Consider the following 16247-nt stretch of genomic DNA (forward strand, 5'->3'; position numbering starts at 1 on the left):
ATGAATGGGAAAGCCCCCGCCGTTCATCACAGCGGGGGCTCATCATTTCTAGCGGGGCCGGAACGGGTATTCTTTCAGAATACCCTGCCACTGGCTGGACAGAAAACGCTTACGCGTTTTCGTCCGTCACCAATCCTCGCGGACGACGACGCGGGTTTTGATCGGCAGTTTCATCGCGGCGAGGCGCAGGGCCTCACGCGCGACGTCTTCGCCGACGCCGTCGATTTCGAACATCACACGGCCGGGCTTCACCTTGGCCGCCCAGAAGTCCACGGAGCCTTTACCCTTACCCATACGCACTTCGACGGGTTTGGAGGTCACGGGCACATCGGGGAAGATGCGGATCCAGACGCGGCCCTGACGCTTCATGTGGCGCGTCATGGCACGGCGTGCGGCTTCGATCTGGCGTGCTGTCACACGCTCCGGCTGCAGTGCCTTCAGGCCGTAGGTGCCAAAGTTCAGGTCGGACCCGCCCTTTGCCATGCCCTTGATCGAGCCTTTGAACTGCTTGCGGAACTTCGTACGTTTTGGCTGTAGCATCTATCTACTCCTTAACGCCGACCGCCTGCACCGCGAGGTGCCGGGCCGTCTTGCATTTCCTGAGCCTTGCGGTCGCGCGCGGCGGGATCGTGTTCCATGATCTCGCCTTTGAAGATCCAGGTCTTGATCCCGATGATGCCATAGGCGGTCATCGCTTCGACGTGCGCGTAATCGATGTCGGCGCGCAGGGTGTGCAGGGGCACGCGGCCCTCACGGTACCATTCGGTACGCGCGATTTCAGCACCGCCCAGACGGCCGGCAAGGTTCACACGGATGCCCTGGGCACCCATACGCATGGCATTCTGCACCGCCCGTTTCATCGCGCGGCGGAAGGACACGCGACGCTCAAGCTGCTGCGCGATGGATTCGCCCACGAGGGCGGCATCGAGCTCGGGCTTGCGCACTTCAACGATGTTGAGGTGCAGCTCTGAGTCGGTGAATTGTGCCAGCTTCTTGCGCAGACCTTCGATGTCCGCGCCTTTCTTGCCGATGATCACGCCGGGACGCGCTGTGTGGATCGTGACGCGGCACTTCTTGTGCGGACGCTCGATGATCACACGGCTGATGCCGGCCTGCTTGCACTCTTCCTTGATGAACTCACGGATCGCGATGTCTTCGAGCAGAAGGTTGCCGTAGTCCTTGGTATCGGCGTACCAGCGGCTGTCCCAGGTGCGGTTGACCTGCAGACGCATGCCGATCGGGTTTACTTTGTTACCCATTATGCTTGCTCCTCAACCTGGCGCACGACGATGGTGATTTCGGCGAATGGCTTCATGATCTTGCCAAAACGGCCACGCGCACGGGGGCGGCCCCGCTTGAGCGTCATGTTCTTGCCGACATAGGCCTCGGCCACGATCAGCTCATCCACGTCGAGGTTGTGGTTGTTTTCGCCGTTCGCAATCGCGGACTGAAGGCATTTCTTCACGTCCACAGCGATCCGCTTTTTCGAGAAGGTCAGGTCCGTGAGGGCCTTGTCCACCTTCTTGCCACGGATCATCGCGGCGACGAGGTTCAGTTTTTGCGGGCTGGTTTTCAGCATCCGCAGCTTGGCGCGTGCCTCATTGTCGGCGACGCGGCGGGGATTCTTATCCTTGCTCATTTGCGTTTCGCCTTCTTGTCGGCCGCGTGACCGTAGTAGGTCCGCGTCGGTGAGTATTCACCGAATTTCTGGCCAATCATCTCTTCCGAGACGTTGACCGGGATATGCTTGTGGCCGTTGTAGACGCCGAACGTCAGACCCACAAACTGCGGCAGGATGGTGGAACGGCGCGACCAGATCTTGATCACTTCGTTGCGGCCACTCTCACGCGCTGCTTCGGCCTTCTTGAGGACATAGCTGTCGACAAAAGGACCTTTCCATACTGAACGAGACATTCTTAACGCCCCTTCTTCTTGGCGTGCCGCGAGCGGATGATCAGCTGGCTGGACGCTTTTTTCTTGTTACGTGTCTTGGCGCCTTTGGTCGGCTTGCCCCAAGGCGTGACGGGGTGACGACCCCCGGAGGTACGGCCCTCACCACCACCGTGCGGGTGGTCGATGGGGTTCATAACGACACCACGCACACTCGGGCGGATGCCCTTGTGGCGCATGCGGCCGGCCTTACCAAAGTTCTGGTTCGAGTTGTCGGGGTTGGACACGGCACCGACGGTGGCCATGCATTCCTGACGCACCAGACGCAGCTCGCCCGAGCTCAGACGGATCTGGGCGTAGCCACCGTCACGGCCGACGAACTGGGCGTAGGTGCCCGCGGCGCGTGCGATCTGGCCACCCTTGCCGGGCTTGAGCTCGATGTTGTGTACGATTGTCCCGATGGGCATGCCCGAGAAAGGCATCGCGTTGCCGGGTTTGATATCGGCCTTCTGGGACGCCACGACGGTGTCGCCGACGGCGATCCGCTGCGGGGCGAGGATATACGCCTGCTCGCCGTCGGTGTATTTCACCAGCGCGATAAAGGCTGTGCGGTTGGGGTCATATTCGATGCGCATGATCGCCGCGGGGACGTCCATCTTGTTGCGCTTGAAATCGACGATCCGGTAAAGGCGCTTGGCGCCCCCACCCTTGCGACGCATCGTGATCCGCCCGGTATTGTTCCGGCCACCGTTCTTGGTCAAACCCTCTGTGAGGGATTTGACCGGACGGCCTTTCCAAAGCTCCGAACGGTCGATCAGTACCAGCCCACGCTGGCCCGGCGTCGTCGGCTTATACGACTTGAGTGCCATGTTGTCTGTCTTCCGTTTGCTTGTGCGCCCCCCGAAGGCGGCGTGGTTATAGGCCCCCGAAGGTGCCCGAGTATCGAGGTACACGAGGCGTGCACCGGGTATGCACCGCGTGTGCATACAAACAAAGGCAAAGCCCCGGACGAATCCGGGGCCGGTGCCGATGGGGTCTGTTAGGGGGATGGGGGTGGGGTCAAGGGTGTGGGGGCCTTGGCAATTAGCAAGTCGAACTTTCTTCGGTTTTTTGGGGAATGAACAAAAGCCGTCCTAAATAGAACAATGTTATGCCGTGGACAGATTCGGTTCCGCTCCGCCGCCGTGAACGACATAAATTATAGTGCATTTTCCAAACAAAGAACGCGAAACTATCACTTCTCTGCCATCTTTTAGGATTCGATATTTAAGACGTTTGATCTCGTAACTGACGCCGTTGATCGAAGCAAACTTACGGTTCTCTTCGACGAACACGGAATCATCCTCAACTGAAATTCTCTCAAGAATGCTCACCATAGCGGCTTCTTCGTAGTCTTTTACTTCCTTGAGAATTTTTCTCATGGTCGTTGGTGGGAGATCGCCTTTTTCGCGCTCCTCATTTATTCGGCGCATATTTCTTTTGGTAAATACAGTTGCAATGGTTGCGCCTACGGCCACTGTGCCTCCGATAGCCCAGCCAACTGGTGTTACGCCTAAAAACGTCATCACTGGAGCAATTCCAAGCCAAGAAGCTAGGCCACCAAGCCCTACCTTCGTCAGAACGACACCTGCGGCGGCTGCCGTTGTCGCTCCCACTGCTGAGAGTGCCCCAGTGGCGGCCGCCACTCCGCCCGCGGATACCAGCCCGACACTCGCAAGAAATCCCGAGTTGCCAAGGATAAAAGCGCCAATCCAAGTGCTAGAAAGTGTTCCTGCGAGATAGCCAGAACCTGCATAAGCAATCCAAGCACCAGATGAGTGGATTACTGGAATTGCGAGCGCAAATAATGGCATATCTCAAATCCTACGATTTCATATCTATTGTCGTTGAGAGAACTTTTGCATGATTTCGAAACGTTCGATAGGAAAAAGAAATGGTGGCTGCGATTTTGAAATCTGGCTAGCAATGCTGACCGCAACATAACGCTACTGAATAAGCGAAAGGCCCCCTGCATTCAAAGGGAGCCTTCCAAAAACCTGACAAAAGTCGACCAGCTTACGCCAGCGCGAGGTTCGTCGCGGATTCGCGGCCGTCGCGGCCGGCTTCGATGTCGAAGGTCACCTTCTGATCGTCTGCCAGACCTGTGAGGCCCGCGCGCTCGACGGCGGAGATGTGCACGAACACGTCTTTGCTGCCGCCATCGGGGCGATAAAGCCGAAGCCTTTAGTTGCGTTGAACCATTTGACTGTGCCTGTGGCCATAGTCTTTACTCCTGATTGATGCTGCCCGCAGGATGCGGCAGCGGTGGCTCGTCAGTGAAAGATCGCAAAACTGAGCCGTATCGGGAGCAGAAATTCGATGGATTTGTAACGTCGCACCCCTGCAATGAGGCATCGGCACAACTTTAGCAAGTGGATTCGGTGACGCAGGCCGGATCGGCGGGAATCCCCGGACGGGGGAACGCAAAAGGCCCCCGCGGGTCGCGTGGGGCCTTTGCTGTCAGGGACACGCGGCGCTTAGAGGCCGGTGCTGACGTCGATGGTATTACCCTCTTCGAGGGTCACATAGGCCTTTTTCACGTCGCGGCGGGTGCCGAGCTGGCCCCGGAAACGCTTGACCTTACCCTTGGTGATGGTCGTGTTGACGCCCTTCACCTTCACACCAAACAGCGCTTCGACGGCCTCTTTGATCTGGGGTTTGTTGCTGTCCATCGACACTTCGAAAACGACGGCGTTGTTCTCGGACGCCATTGTCGCTTTTTCGGTGATGATCGGCTTGCGGATCACGTCGTAGTGTTCTGGTTTCGCGCTCATTTCAAACGGGCCTCCAGTGCTTCGACACCTGCCTTGGTGATCACGAGCGTGTCACGCTTGAGGATGTCATATACGTTTGCGCCCATCGACGGCAGGATATCCAGACCTTCGATGTTGCGGGCGGCCTGGGCGAAGTCTTCGTTCACCGACGCACCGTCGATGACCAGTGCCCGCTTCCAGCCCAGATCCTTGATCTGCTTGGCCAGGGCGGCGGTTTTGGACGCGCCTGCGGCCTCGTCGAGGATGACCACGCGACCTTCCTTCATCTTGGCGGAGAGCGCGTGGCGCAGGCCAAGTTTGCGGAATTTCTTGGTCAGCTCGTGGCCGTGGCTGCGGGGCGTGGGGCCTTTGTAGATACCACCCTTGCGGAAGATCGGAGCAGAGCGTGCGCCGTGGCGTGCGCCGCCGGTGCCCTTCTGGCGATAGATCTTCTTGGTCGAGTAGCTGACTTCGGAGCGCGTCTTGACCTTGTGCGTGCCTTGCTGGGCGTTGTTACGCTGCCAGCGCACGACGCGGTGCAGGATGTCGGCGCGTGGCTCGAGACCGAACAGGGCCTCGTCCAGATCAACCGACCCGGCCTTGCCGCCGTCGAGTTTGATGACATCGAGTTTCATGCGTCACCTTCTTTCTTGTCTGCGTCGCCTTCTTCGGCCTTATCGGCTTCGATCTCGGCTTCGGCTTCTTTCAGCGCTTCGGCTTCCTGCGCTGCCTGCTCTTCGGCAAGGCGCTTGGCTTCGGCTTCGGCCTCTGCGGCGGCGGCTGCGGCGGCCTCTTCGGCGGCTTTGGCGGCTTCCTCAGCGGCGGATTTCAGCGCGGCGGGCAGGATCGCTTCTTCGGGGAACGGCTTTTTCACCGCGTCCTTGACCGTGACCCAGCCCCCTTTGGAGCCGGGAACGGCGCCTTTGACCATGATGAGGCCGCGGGAGGCGTCGGTTTTCACCACCTGAAGGTTCTGCGTGGTCACGCGGGCAGCGCCCATGTGGCCGGCCATCTTCTTGCCTTTGAAAACCTTGCCGGGATCCTGACACTGGCCGGTGGAGCCGTGCGAACGGTGGGAGATCGACACACCGTGCGAGGCGCGCAGACCGCCGAAGTTGTGACGCTTCATAGCACCCGCAAAACCCTTACCGATGGAGGTGCCCGCCACGTCGACGAACTGACCGGCAAAGTAATGGTCGGCGATGATTTCCTCGCCCACGGGGATGAGGTTGTCGGCATCGACGCGGAATTCCGCGACTTTCCGCTTTGGCTCAACCTTGGCGGCGGCAAAGTGGCCGCGCATCGCCTGGCTGGTCCGCTTGGCCTTGGCCGACCCGGCACCCAGCTGAACGGCGGTATAGCCGTCCCGGTCCATCGTGCGTTGATCGACGACCTGAAGTTTATCGAGTTGAAGAACGGTCACAGGGATCTGACGACCATCTTCCATGAACAGTCGGGTCATGCCGACTTTTTTCGCAATAACGCCTGAGCGCAACATGTCTGAGCCCCCTTACGATTGCAGTTTGATTTCGACGTCCACACCGGCGGCCAGGTCGAGCTTCATCAGCGCGTCCACGGTTTGCGGTGTCGGATCAACGATGTCGAGCATACGTTTGTGCGTACGGATTTCCCACTGGTCGCGGGATTTCTTGTCAACGTGGGGACCACGCAGAACGGTGAAACGCTCGATCTTGTTGGGCAGCGGGATGGGCCCGCGAACGGAGGCGCCGGTGCGTTTGGCGGTGTTGACGATTTCCTGGGTGGAGGCATCAAGCACCCGGTAATCAAACGCCTTCAGGCGGATGCGGATGTTCTGGCTTGCAGCCATGTCATTCCCCTTGAGATTGGGGTGTCAACGGATTGGAGGAAACAGGCTCATCCCGCCCCCTCATCGCGTCTGAATGTAACGGGAACGGGGCGCCTGATGCGCCCCGACTCGTCTGGGGCTGCTATAGGCGGTGGGGCGCGCGGGGGCAAGGCGGATTTGCCCCGCCCCGCGCGAAAATCACAGCAGGGTTTGCAGGCTCTCGGCGAGTTGCTGCGCGCGGGCCTCATCGTCGCCGCCTACGATCACGTAGCCGATGCCGTCGCGCACCCAGCTGGCCGTCGCCAGCGCGTGGGAGGTCGAGGTCGCGACACCGCGATCAGCGCCATCGACCCGCGTGATGCAAAACGCAAACGGCACGCCCGCATCGTCAAGATAGGCCATCTGAACAAGCGGGCTTTCCCCGATCCCGAGCATTTGCGCCCGCTTGAAGTCAAGCTCGGCAAGCGTGGTCGCCGGGGAAAGATCGACGCCGAGGCTTTGCGTGGCGCCCGCCAGTGTCGCGATGGATTGCGTGTTGTCCGCCGGGGTCTGCGCCAGCGTCTGGGTCACGTAAAGCGCCTGGTAGGAGGCGACCTGATCGATCCAGCCGGGTTTGGTCACGGGCTGTGGCGACACGAACATGCCCAGCACGAATGCCGCCGCCAGCCCGACGGGCACCGCGAGGCGGCGCAGCGGCAGGGCGGTGGGCGCCTGCGTCGCGGCGATATAGGCGGGCGGGTCGAGCGCGTCGAAATCATACGCGCCGCGCAGCGCGTTGCCGACGCCCTCGAGTTGGGCGAGCCGCGCATCGAGCGCGGGATCGGACAGGCGGGCGGCCTCGATCGCGGCGCGCAGATCTGCATCTGCCTCCCCGTCGATGTAGGCGCCAAGTTCTTCGTCGGTGAAGGCGCGGTCTGAGTCGGTCATGTCACTGTCCTTCGTCGGTGAGTTGCGCGGCCAGTTTGGCGCGCGCGGTGGAAAGGCGGCTCATCACGGTGCCGATCGGGATGTCCAGCAGATCCGCCGTTTCGCGGTAGCTGTATCCTTCGACCGAGACCAGATAGATGACCTCGCGCTGGCCTTCGGGCAAGGCCTCTACCATGTTCAACACCTGAGCCGCAAAAATATTCACATCCGCGTGAGGTTTTTCGTCGGCAAGCGCGATGTCCTCCACGGCGACAAGGCCCGCGCCGCGGCGCACCTTGCCCGCGCGGATGTCGTTGAGCCAGGTCCGCCGGGCGATCGTCATGATCCACCGATCCAGCGCCGTGCCCGGCGTATAGCTGTCCGCGGCGCGCAGCGCCCGTTCGCAGGTGGTCTGGGCCAGATCGGCGGCATCGGCGCGGTTGCGGGTCAACACAAGGCAGAACCGCCAAAGGCGCGGATAAAGCGGGCCAAGCCCGGCCTCTACTTCCCGCTGTGCAGTATTTTTGGACAGCCAGCGAATAATCCCGTTCCTCCCGGTGTTTTCCCTATGACCGCGACGAAATGAAGCGGTGTCCCCTACCCTTACGAAAGGAAACCCCCATGCGCAAATTCAATCCCCTCGCCGGTCTTGCGGTTCTGTCCCTCTGTGCCGCCACGTCGGTACTTGCCGACGGGCACGCACAGGGCTGGACGCTGGAGCCGACGCTCTCGAACGTCTCGTTCGGCTCGATCAAGAACGACTACACCGGTGAATCCCACACCTTCACCAAGATCTCCGGCGCCGTTTCCGCCGAAGGGATGGCCACTGTGACACTGAACCTCGGATCGGTCGAGACGCTGATCGACATCCGCAACGCGCGTATGGCGGAGTTCGTGTTCCGCAACGCACCCGAAGCCACGATCACGGCCGAGATCGACATGAGCGAAGTGAACGGGCTGGCCGTCGGCGAGGCCACCACCCTTGAGACATACGGCACCCTTGCCCTGCTGGGGGTCGAGAACGAGTTGGACGCGAACCTGTTCGTCATGCGGCTGAGCGAGGACCGGGTACTGGTCAGCACCAATGGCATGGTGATGCTGAGCACGGAAGACGCTCAGATCGACGCAGGCATCGACAAGCTGCAGGAGCTTGCAAGCCTCGACAGCATCACACGGGTGAGCCCGGTGACCCTGCGACTGGTGTTCGACGCCGATTGATCGCGGACCGTTCCCGCGGGCGACCTCAAAGTTTGCCGGCAAACTTTGGGCGCAAATCTTCTGCGAAGATTTGGCGGCGCGTGGGGGATGGGAGGCGGCCATGCGGTGTGTTTGCGCGGGTGCCCTCTCGTGACAAAGGCCGCCTCGTCGAGGCGGCCTTTGCGTTTTATCAGCACCGGGTGCTGCGTCTCTGCGTTCTCGTGACCCCGGATGAGGCCCGCGGCAACGGTGGTCCCAGGACGGCTACCGGGTGCACCTCTCTGCTCTCGTGACCTTCTTTTCAGGAAGGCACTGCCGCAGGTGAGGTACACGCGGCAGACTTTGCCAAAGGCAAAGTCGCCGTCACTGCCACGCAGGTGACGCCCACGGCGTGCGTTGTTCAAAAATTATTCAGTAATTTTTGAAACAACGCCCGCACCCACTGTCCGGCCACCTTCACGGATGGCGAAGCGCAGGCCCTGCTCCATTGCGATCGGCGCGATCAGCTCGACGTCGAACTTCAGGTTGTCACCCGGCATCACCATCTCGGTGCCCTCGGGCAGCTGAACCGTGCCGGTCACGTCCGTCGTGCGGAAGTAGAACTGCGGGCGGTAGTTCGCGAAGAACGGCGTGTGACGGCCGCCTTCCTCTTTGGTGAGGATGTAGGCTTCGGCTTCGAACTTGGTGTGGGGCTTCACGGAAGCCGGCTTGCACAGAACCTGGCCGCGCTCGACGCCTTCACGGTCGATGCCGCGCAGCAGCGCGCCGATGTTGTCGCCCGCTTCACCGCGGTCCAGCAGCTTGCGGAACATTTCAACGCCCGTGCAGGTCGTCTTCTTGGTGTCGCGGATGCCGACGATCTCGATCTCGTCGCCCACGTTGATCACGCCCCGCTCGACACGACCCGTCACAACGGTCCCGCGACCGGAGATCGAGAACACGTCCTCGACCGGCATCAGGAACGGCATGTCCACCGCGCGCTCGGGCGTCGGGATGTACTCGTCCACGGCCGCCATCAGCTTGCGGATCGCCTCTTCGCCGATCTCGGGGTTGTCACCGTTCATCGCCGCCAGCGCGGAGCCGGGGATGATCGGGATGTCGTCGCCGGGGTACTCGTAGGAGGACAGCAGCTCACGGATTTCCATCTCGACGAGCTCGAGCAGCTCCTCATCGTCGACCTGGTCGACTTTGTTCATGAAAACAACCATGTAGGGGATGCCAACCTGGCGGCCCAGCAGGATGTGCTCACGCGTCTGGGGCATCGGGCCGTCGGCCGCGTTCACCACCAGGATCGCGCCGTCCATCTGCGCCGCACCGGTGATCATGTTCTTGACGTAGTCCGCGTGGCCGGGGCAGTCGACATGCGCGTAGTGGCGCGTGTCGGTCTCATACTCAACGTGCGCCGTCGAAATCGTGATCCCGCGCGCTTTCTCCTCGGGCGCGCCGTCAATCTGGTCGTACGCCTTGAAGTCGCCGAAGTACTTCGTGATCGCCGCCGTCAGCGTCGTCTTGCCGTGATCCACGTGACCAATCGTTCCGATGTTCACGTGCGGCTTGTTACGTTCAAACTTTTCCTTTGCCATGGTGTTGGCTCCTTTATGTGTGCGGGAGGTGGCCCGGTGAGGCGCACCCTACGTGGGGTCGGTGCGCCCTTGCGGGCGCACCGGGGATCAGGCGAATTTCGCCTGGATCTCGTCGGAGATGTTGCTTGGCACGGCTTCGTAGTGGTCGAACTGCATGGTGAAGTTCGCACGACCCGAAGACATCGAGCGCAGCGTGTTGATGTAGCCGAACATGTTGGCCAGCGGCACGAAAGCGTCGATCGCAATCGCGTTGCCGCGGGTGTCCTGACCCTGCACTTGGCCGCGACGCGACGTCAGGTCACCGATGATGCCGCCGGTATATTCTTCGGGTGTGATCACCTCGACCTTCATGATCGGCTCGAGCAGTTTCGCGCCGGCCTTGCGCATCCCTTCACGCATGCACATGCGTGCCGCGATCTCGAACGCGAGGACCGAGCTGTCCACATCGTGGAACTTGCCGTCCAGCAGCTGCACCTTGAAGTCGATCACGGGGAAGCCCGCGAGCGGACCGCTGTCCATGACCGAGTTGATGCCCTTTTCGACGCCCGGAATGTATTCCTTTGGCACCGCGCCACCGACGATCTTGGACTCGAAAGAGTAGCCTTCGCCCGGCTCCGTGGGGGAGATGAGCAGTTTGACTTCACCGAACTGACCCGAACCACCCGACTGTTTCTTGTGGGTGTAGGTATGCTCGACCTCGTGACCGATGGTCTCGCGGTAGGCCACCTGGGGGGCACCGATGTTCGCCTCGACCTTGAATTCACGCTTGAGGCGATCCACCAGAATGTCGAGGTGAAGTTCGCCCATGCCCTTCATGATGGTCTGACCGGATTCGAGATCAGTCTCGACGCGGAAAGAAGGATCCTCGGCTGCGAGACGCTGCAGACCTGCGGACATCTTTTCCTGGTCGGCCTTTGTCTTTGGCTCGACGGCGATCTCGATGACCGGATCGGGGAAGGTCATCGTCTCCAGCACGACCGGCTCTTTTTCGGAGCACAGCGTGTCACCGGTGGTGGTGTCTTTCAGACCCGCCAGCGCGATGATGTCGCCCGCGAAGGCTTCGGTGATTTCCTCACGGTCGTTGGAGTGCATCATCATCATGCGGCCAACGCGCTCTTTCTTGCCCTTGGTCGAGTTCAACAGGGTATCACCCTTGTTGAGCTTGCCCGAGTAGACGCGGGTGAAGGTCAGCGAGCCCACGAAGGGGTCGTTCATGATTTTGAACGCGAGGCCCGAGAACGCCATGTCGTCGTCGGCGCGGCGCGGGATGTTGCGGACTTCGTCCTCATCGCCGGGTTTGAAGCCCATGTAGTCGACCACGTCCAGCGGGCTGGGCAGGTAGTCAACCACGGCGTTGAGCAGCGGCTGCACGCCCTTGTTCTTGAAGGCAGAACCACCGAGCACGGGCACGAATGCCATCGCCAGCGTGCCCTTGCGCAGCAGTTTGCGCAGGGTTGGGACGTCGGGCTCCTCGCCTTCGAGGTAGGCTTCCATGGCGTCATCGTCCTGCTCGACGGCATTCTCGATCATCTTGGCGCGCCATTCGTCGGCCATGTCCTTGAGGCTATCGCGGATGGGGGCTTTGACCCAGGACGCGCCCAGATCTTCACCCTGCCACAGCCACTCTTCCATGGTGACGAGGTCGATCAGACCTTCCAGCTCGGTCTCGGCACCGATCGGGATACCGACGGGCACGGCAACCGCGCCGGTGCGGTCTTCGATCATGCGCACGCAGTTGAAGAAGTCGGCGCCGATCTTGTCCATCTTGTTGACGAACACCATGCGCGGCACTTTGTAGCGGTCGGCCTGGCGCCAGACGGTTTCTGTCTGGGGCTCGACACCGGCGTTGGCGTCCAGCACGCAGACGGCACCGTCGAGAACCGCGAGCGAACGCTCGACTTCGATGGTGAAGTCAACGTGGCCGGGGGTGTCGATGATGTTCAGGCGATGCTTGGGGCTGTCGGGCTCTGTGCCGTTCTCGGTGCGCTCCCAGAAGGTGGTCGTCGCAGCGGAGGTGATGGTGATGCCGCGTTCCTGCTCCTGCTCCATCCAGTCCATGGTGGCCGCACCATCGTGCACCTCACCGATGTTGTGGGATTTGCCCGTGTAGTACAGGATGCGTTCGGAGCATGTGGTTTTGCCGGCATCGATGTGGGCCATGATGCCGAAGTTGCGGTAGCGGTCTAGCGGATAGTCGCGTGCCATTTTCAGTGCTTCCTCAAGAGAATGCTAAAAAAAGGTCAAGGGCCGCGCGGCTCGCGGCCCTGATCGTATCGGTGTTACCAGCGGTAGTGGCTGAACGCCTTGTTGGCGTCGGCCATCTTGTGGGTATCTTCGCGCTTTTTCACGGCCGAACCGCGGGACTGCACAGCGTCCAGAAGCTCACCTGCGAGGCGCTCTTCCATGGTGTTTTCGTTGCGCGCGCGGGCGGCTTTGATCAGCCAGCGGATCGCGAGGGCCTGACGGCGCTCGGGGCGCACTTCGACGGGAACCTGATAGGTCGCACCACCCACACGGCGCGAGCGGACCTCGACGGCGGGCTGGATGTTGTCGAGCGCTTCGTGGAACACCTCGATGGGGGCGCGTTTGATCTTGCTCTCGACCCGGTCCATCGCGTTGTAGACGATGGTTTCGGCGACAGATTTCTTGCCGTCGATCATCAGGTTGTTCATGAATTTTGTCAGGATCAGATCGCCGTATTTGGCGTCTGGCAGAACTTCGCGTTTTTCAGCGGCGTGGCGGCGTGACATCTGTTGTCTTCCTCTTGGCGGGGGGCACGGGGCAAAGCCCTGCCCGATTGTAATGGTGGCAGACGGGGCCGGGCCCCGTCCAAGGCGATCTTACTTCGGACGCTTGGCACCGTATTTCGAACGGCGCTGCTTGCGGTCCTTGACGCCTTGCGTATCAAGCACGCCGCGCAGGATGTGGTAGCGCACACCGGGAAGGTCTTTCACACGGCCGCCGCGGATCAGGACGACGGAGTGTTCCTGAAGGTTGTGCGATTCGCCGGGAATGTAGGAGATGACTTCGAAGCCATTGGTCAGACGGACCTTGGCGACCTTACGCATCGCCGAGTTCGGCTTTTTCGGTGTGGTTGTATAGACCCGTGTGCAGACGCCACGTTTCTGTGGGCACTGCTGCAGGTGCATGGATTTCGAAGTTTTGCGTTTTGGCTGGCGCGGTTTGCGGATCAGCTGCTGAATCGTTGGCATTCCGGTTTAATCCCCGTGTTGCTCGTCATGGATGCGAGGGGCGCGCCCCTGCGGTGAATATCGGTGCCCCACGCGTCCGCGGTGGCGTCGTCTGGGGCAGATGGTCCAAAGCAAATTGGCCGCGACGCTTCCGTTCCGGGGTAAGCGAGGCGGCGCGGCTTCAGAGGATCGGGCCTGGAAAGGCGGCCTGGATCGTGACCACTGCGGTATGATGTGCACCGACCGGGGCGACCCCCATCCGGCATATGGCGGGCGTATACGCGCCGCCCGGCTGAGTGTCAACCGCCCTGCCCCGCTTGCCAAAAACCACCGCGCCGCCGCATAGTCGTCGCATTGCGGTGCTAGCCGTCGCAGGCGCATCACGGCAAGGGGGCAGACATGCAGATCATCGGGCTGTGCCGGTTTTCCTACCCGGCCATCGGGGGCTTTCAGGTCGATCACGACACGATCGATCAGCGCATTGCCTACCTCTACGGGGATGACCGCCTCGAAGAACGGTTTCGCCTGTTCGAGGCCGTGGCCCTGCCCTGTCTGCGCGCCCAGACAGACCCCGATTTCGAGCTGATCATCGTGGTGGGCGACCAGCTGCCCCGGCGGCATCTGGACCGGCTGCACGATCTGATCGCCGATCTGCCGCAGGCGCGCATCCACGCAGAGCCGCCGCGCCCGCAACGCGAGGTGATGAAAGAGATCCTCAACCGCGCGCGCCGCGACCCGGACGCGCCCTGCATCCAGTTTCGCAGCGATGACGACGACGCGGTGGCCATCGACTACATCGCGCGGTTGCGCCGCGCCGCGCGCGACAGCGATGCGCTGATCCGTCAGCACAAGGCCGTCGCGTTCGACTGGAACAAGGGCTACATCGCCGAATACGGGCCCCACGGCATCCAGATGGCCGAAACCTTCCGCCCCTTTGACGTGGCCGGTCTGGGGATGTGGGTGCGCGGGGGCTGCAAGCTCACGATCATGAATTTCGCCCACAACAAGATCAACCGCTTCATGCCGTCGATCAGTTTCGACGATCCGCGCATGTTCATCCGCGGGCACAACGGCTGGAACGACAGCCGCCAGAAGACCCCCCGCAAGATCGACCTTGATCCCATCGGATTCGAGCACGCCGAGATCTTTCGCGACCGCTTTGCCGTGGATCTTGAGACGGTCGCGCGCGTGTTCGGGCGGGCCTAGCGATGCGCTGTGTCGGGATCTGTCGGTTCTCCTACGCCGGGCGCGGGGGATTCAGCGTGGGCTTTGATGATATGGAGGCGCAAAAGGCGTATCTGTATGATCCGGCGCGGATGGAGGAGCGGCTGCGCCTGTTCGAGGCGGTCACGCTGCCCTCGGTCGCCGGACAGACCGATCCCGATTTCACCTTTCTGATCGTGACGGGCAACAGCCTGCCGGAACCCTATCTCGCGCGGCTGCGTGCGCTGACGGCGGGCATCCCGCAATGCGAGATCCGCCAGTATCCGCCGCGCCCGCACCGGCGCATCATGCGCAAGGCGCTGCTGGACTGGCGCGGCGAGACGGACGCGGCGCATCTGCAGTTCCGGCTCGACGACGACGATGCGATGGCGCTGGATTTTGTCGCGGCGTTCCGCCAGACGGCGCATGACATCGCCCCCATCCGCACGCGCCACCCGGCGGTGGCCGTGGATTTCAACCGCGGCTATGTCTATACGGCGGGCGCCGAGGGGATGAAGCTTTGGCCCTATACCTACGCCTACTCGGCGATTGCGCTGGGGATCGTGGTGCAGCCGGGCAGCGACATCACCATCATGGGACAAGGCCATCAGAACCTGTGGCAGGAGATGCCCACCGTCACCTTTACGCACAGCGACATGATGCTGCGCGGGCATAATGATTTCAACGACAGCCGGCTCAAGGGCAAGAAGAACGTGTTTGATTACCAACCCATGGACGCGGATCAGGCGGCGCATATCCGCGCGCGGTTTGGGGTGGACGATGCGACCGTGCGCGCGGTGTTCTCACGCCCGTGACAGCTGCCGCTCGCGGTAGAAGGTAAAGAGCCCCGTGGCGATGACGATGACCGCCCCCAAGAGCGTCAGCAGCGTCGGGATCTCGTCAAAGACGGCAAAGCCCACGATCATCGCCACCACCAGACCGGTATAGCGAAACGGCGCGACAAAGCCGACCTCGCCCACGCGCATGACCTGAATGCTAAGGAAATAGCCCGCAAAGATGAACACCGCGGAGCCCGCTATGAAACCCGCGTTCTGCGCGCCGATAGGGGCCCAAGCCTCTGTCAGTGAGGCGAGTCCAGCGGCCGCGGTGACCGCGAACGAGGTGCCCAGCGTCACCGAAAGCCCCGGTGCGGCGGGCGAAAGCCTGCGGGTGATCAGATCGCGCGCGGTGACGCCCAGCACGGCAGCCAGCGCGTAGAGAGACCATTGGTTGAACCCCTCCGCACCCGGCCGGATGATCAGCAGCACACCGCAAAGCCCCACGACAATCGCCAGCATCCGCCGCCAGCCCACCGCCTCGCGGTAGACGAGCGCGGTGCCCAATGTCACCGTTAGCGGCACCACCTGCATAATCGCGTTGAGGTTGCCCAGCGGCATGTTGAACAGCGCGTTGAGAAAGAAGTACGAGGTCGTGATTTCGGCCAGCGCGCGCAGGCCGACGAGCGTGCGGTCCATCGGTGAGAGCCGTGTGCGCAGGGCACCCATCCAGGTGGCCAGCGCAAAGATCAGGGCCGTGGCGGCGAGCCCGCGCACGAAGATCAGCTGGAAAAGCGGGATCGACCCTTCGGTCAGACGCAGGAAACTGTCGTTGATGACGAAGGCCACCATCGAGCCCATCATCAGCAACGCGCCTTTGACATTCGCGGACATGAAAGCTC

Annotated in this window: 20 protein-coding genes and 1 pseudogene; 3 read left to right on the plus strand and 18 right to left on the minus strand. The window is 61.7% G+C overall.

Annotation, left to right across the window (positions count from 1 at the left end; genetic code table 11):
• Window positions 1–126: 126 nt before the first annotated feature.
• The 13 genes and pseudogenes from rplP to KDD17_RS12145 all read right to left on the minus strand — a co-directional run bounded on the left by rplP (window position 127) and on the right by KDD17_RS12145 (window position 7849).
• Window positions 127–540, minus strand: coding sequence for a 50S ribosomal protein L16 (gene rplP / locus KDD17_RS12085; protein WP_212703894.1), 414 nt, complete (start codon window positions 538–540; stop codon window positions 127–129).
• An 11-nt stretch (window positions 541–551) separates the two neighbouring features.
• Complete coding sequence (gene rpsC / locus KDD17_RS12090; protein ID WP_212703895.1) at window positions 552–1259, minus strand: 30S ribosomal protein S3; 708 nt, start codon at window positions 1257–1259, stop codon at window positions 552–554.
• Window positions 1259–1639, minus strand: a complete 381-nt coding sequence (rplV, locus tag KDD17_RS12095; protein ID WP_212703896.1) for a 50S ribosomal protein L22 — start codon at window positions 1637–1639, stop codon at window positions 1259–1261. Before rplV ends, rpsC begins: the two co-directional genes overlap by 1 nt.
• Window positions 1636–1914, minus strand: coding sequence for a 30S ribosomal protein S19 (gene rpsS / locus KDD17_RS12100; protein ID WP_108838857.1), 279 nt, complete (start codon window positions 1912–1914; stop codon window positions 1636–1638). The genes rplV and rpsS overlap by 4 nt, the downstream gene beginning before the upstream one ends.
• A gap of 2 nt (window positions 1915–1916) precedes the next feature.
• Window positions 1917–2759 carry a 50S ribosomal protein L2 gene (gene rplB / locus KDD17_RS12105; RefSeq protein ID WP_212703897.1) on the minus strand — a complete coding sequence of 281 codons (843 nt, stop codon included), beginning with the start codon at window positions 2757–2759 and terminating at the stop codon, window positions 1917–1919.
• A gap of 279 nt (window positions 2760–3038) precedes the next feature.
• A complete protein-coding gene (locus KDD17_RS12110; protein WP_212703898.1) occupies window positions 3039–3743 on the minus strand; it encodes a hypothetical protein in 705 nt (234 codons plus the stop codon).
• A 202-nt stretch (window positions 3744–3945) separates the two neighbouring features.
• Window positions 3946–4151 (minus strand): annotated as a pseudogene (locus KDD17_RS12115) (cold-shock protein).
• Between the two features lie 255 nt (window positions 4152–4406).
• Complete coding sequence (locus KDD17_RS12120; protein WP_212703899.1) at window positions 4407–4703, minus strand: 50S ribosomal protein L23; 297 nt, start codon at window positions 4701–4703, stop codon at window positions 4407–4409.
• The gene (gene rplD / locus KDD17_RS12125) at window positions 4700–5317 is read right to left on the minus strand and encodes a 50S ribosomal protein L4 (protein ID WP_212703900.1); all 618 of its coding nucleotides are present in this window, start codon (window positions 5315–5317) and stop codon (window positions 4700–4702) included. The genes KDD17_RS12120 and rplD overlap by 4 nt, the downstream gene beginning before the upstream one ends.
• Window positions 5314–6180: a 50S ribosomal protein L3 gene (gene rplC, locus KDD17_RS12130; protein WP_212703901.1), complete on the minus strand. Its 867-nt coding sequence runs from the start codon at window positions 6178–6180 to the stop codon at window positions 5314–5316. The genes rplD and rplC overlap by 4 nt, the downstream gene beginning before the upstream one ends.
• A gap of 12 nt (window positions 6181–6192) precedes the next feature.
• Window positions 6193–6510, minus strand: a complete 318-nt coding sequence (gene rpsJ / locus KDD17_RS12135) for a 30S ribosomal protein S10 (RefSeq protein WP_212703902.1) — start codon at window positions 6508–6510, stop codon at window positions 6193–6195.
• Window positions 6511–6687: 177 nt separating this feature from the next.
• Window positions 6688–7416, minus strand: a complete 729-nt coding sequence (locus tag KDD17_RS12140; RefSeq protein WP_212703903.1) for an anti-sigma factor family protein — start codon at window positions 7414–7416, stop codon at window positions 6688–6690.
• A 1-nt stretch (window position 7417) separates the two neighbouring features.
• Window positions 7418–7849: an RNA polymerase sigma factor gene (locus KDD17_RS12145; RefSeq protein WP_254796789.1), complete on the minus strand. Its 432-nt coding sequence runs from the start codon at window positions 7847–7849 to the stop codon at window positions 7418–7420.
• Window positions 7850–8016: 167 nt separating this feature from the next.
• Between KDD17_RS12145 and KDD17_RS12150 the strand changes: the two genes are divergently transcribed.
• Window positions 8017–8613 (plus strand): YceI family protein, encoded by a 597-nt coding sequence (locus tag KDD17_RS12150; RefSeq protein WP_212703904.1) that lies wholly within the window; start codon window positions 8017–8019, stop codon window positions 8611–8613.
• 386 nt (window positions 8614–8999) lie between these two features.
• Here the strand turns inward: KDD17_RS12150 and tuf are convergent, their stop codons facing one another.
• The 4 genes from tuf to rpsL form a co-directional block, all read right to left on the minus strand.
• Window positions 9000–10175, minus strand: a complete 1176-nt coding sequence (gene tuf, locus KDD17_RS12155; protein WP_212703905.1) for an elongation factor Tu — start codon at window positions 10173–10175, stop codon at window positions 9000–9002.
• Window positions 10176–10262: 87 nt separating this feature from the next.
• Window positions 10263–12380 (minus strand): elongation factor G, encoded by a 2118-nt coding sequence (gene fusA, locus KDD17_RS12160; RefSeq protein WP_212703906.1) that lies wholly within the window; start codon window positions 12378–12380, stop codon window positions 10263–10265.
• Between the two features lie 74 nt (window positions 12381–12454).
• Entirely contained in the window at window positions 12455–12925 is a 471-nt protein-coding gene (gene rpsG, locus KDD17_RS12165; protein ID WP_212703907.1) for a 30S ribosomal protein S7, read from the minus strand.
• 90 nt (window positions 12926–13015) lie between these two features.
• On the minus strand, window positions 13016–13387 hold the full coding sequence (gene rpsL / locus KDD17_RS12170; RefSeq protein ID WP_212703908.1) for a 30S ribosomal protein S12: 372 nt from the start codon (window positions 13385–13387) through the stop codon (window positions 13016–13018).
• Window positions 13388–13765: 378 nt separating this feature from the next.
• Here rpsL and KDD17_RS12175 point away from each other — a divergent pair, with 378 nt between their 5' ends.
• Together KDD17_RS12175 and KDD17_RS12180 are read left to right on the plus strand one after the other, a co-directional pair.
• Window positions 13766–14572, plus strand: coding sequence for a putative rhamnosyl transferase (locus KDD17_RS12175; protein WP_212703909.1), 807 nt, complete (start codon window positions 13766–13768; stop codon window positions 14570–14572).
• A gap of 56 nt (window positions 14573–14628) precedes the next feature.
• Window positions 14629–15384 carry a glycosyltransferase gene (locus KDD17_RS12180; RefSeq protein WP_254796790.1) on the plus strand — a complete coding sequence of 252 codons (756 nt, stop codon included), beginning with the start codon at window positions 14629–14631 and terminating at the stop codon, window positions 15382–15384.
• Here KDD17_RS12180 and KDD17_RS12185 read toward each other — a convergent pair.
• Window positions 15373–16239, minus strand: coding sequence for a DMT family transporter (locus KDD17_RS12185; RefSeq protein WP_212703911.1), 867 nt, complete (start codon window positions 16237–16239; stop codon window positions 15373–15375). The two genes, KDD17_RS12180 and KDD17_RS12185, sit on opposite strands and share 12 nt — an antisense overlap.
• Window positions 16240–16247 lie beyond the last annotated feature (8 nt).

The organism is Sulfitobacter albidus (assembly GCF_018200035.1).
Classification (GTDB): domain Bacteria; phylum Pseudomonadota; class Alphaproteobacteria; order Rhodobacterales; family Rhodobacteraceae; genus Sulfitobacter; species Sulfitobacter albidus.

Bases quoted from the DNA above. Each gene is read 5' to 3' on its own strand.
- KDD17_RS12185 (WP_212703911.1), bottom strand. From the start codon at position 16,239: ATGTCCGCGAATGTCAAAGGCGCGTTGCTGATGATGGGCTCGATGGTG.
- rplV (WP_212703896.1), bottom strand. From the start codon at position 1,639: ATGAGCAAGGATAAGAATCCCCGCCGCGTCGCCGACAATGAGGCACGC.
- fusA (WP_212703906.1), bottom strand. From the start codon at position 12,380: ATGGCACGCGACTATCCGCTAGACCGCTACCGCAACTTCGGCATCATG.
- rplB (WP_212703897.1), bottom strand. From the start codon at position 2,759: ATGGCACTCAAGTCGTATAAGCCGACGACGCCGGGCCAGCGTGGGCTG.
- rplP (WP_212703894.1), bottom strand. From the start codon at position 540: ATGCTACAGCCAAAACGTACGAAGTTCCGCAAGCAGTTCAAAGGCTCG.
- KDD17_RS12110 (WP_212703898.1), bottom strand. From the start codon at position 3,743: ATGCCATTATTTGCGCTCGCAATTCCAGTAATCCACTCATCTGGTGCT.
- KDD17_RS12120 (WP_212703899.1), bottom strand. From the start codon at position 4,703: ATGAGCGCGAAACCAGAACACTACGACGTGATCCGCAAGCCGATCATC.
- rpsL (WP_212703908.1), bottom strand. From the start codon at position 13,387: ATGCCAACGATTCAGCAGCTGATCCGCAAACCGCGCCAGCCAAAACGC.
- rplD (WP_212703900.1), bottom strand. From the start codon at position 5,317: ATGAAACTCGATGTCATCAAACTCGACGGCGGCAAGGCCGGGTCGGTT.
- rpsS (WP_108838857.1), bottom strand. From the start codon at position 1,914: ATGTCTCGTTCAGTATGGAAAGGTCCTTTTGTCGACAGCTATGTCCTC.
- rplC (WP_212703901.1), bottom strand. From the start codon at position 6,180: ATGTTGCGCTCAGGCGTTATTGCGAAAAAAGTCGGCATGACCCGACTG.
- rpsJ (WP_212703902.1), bottom strand. From the start codon at position 6,510: ATGGCTGCAAGCCAGAACATCCGCATCCGCCTGAAGGCGTTTGATTAC.
- rpsG (WP_212703907.1), bottom strand. From the start codon at position 12,925: ATGTCACGCCGCCACGCCGCTGAAAAACGCGAAGTTCTGCCAGACGCC.
- KDD17_RS12150 (WP_212703904.1), top strand. From the start codon at position 8,017: ATGCGCAAATTCAATCCCCTCGCCGGTCTTGCGGTTCTGTCCCTCTGT.
- tuf (WP_212703905.1), bottom strand. From the start codon at position 10,175: ATGGCAAAGGAAAAGTTTGAACGTAACAAGCCGCACGTGAACATCGGA.
- rpsC (WP_212703895.1), bottom strand. From the start codon at position 1,259: ATGGGTAACAAAGTAAACCCGATCGGCATGCGTCTGCAGGTCAACCGC.
- KDD17_RS12175 (WP_212703909.1), top strand. From the start codon at position 13,766: ATGCAGATCATCGGGCTGTGCCGGTTTTCCTACCCGGCCATCGGGGGC.
- KDD17_RS12140 (WP_212703903.1), bottom strand. From the start codon at position 7,416: ATGACCGACTCAGACCGCGCCTTCACCGACGAAGAACTTGGCGCCTAC.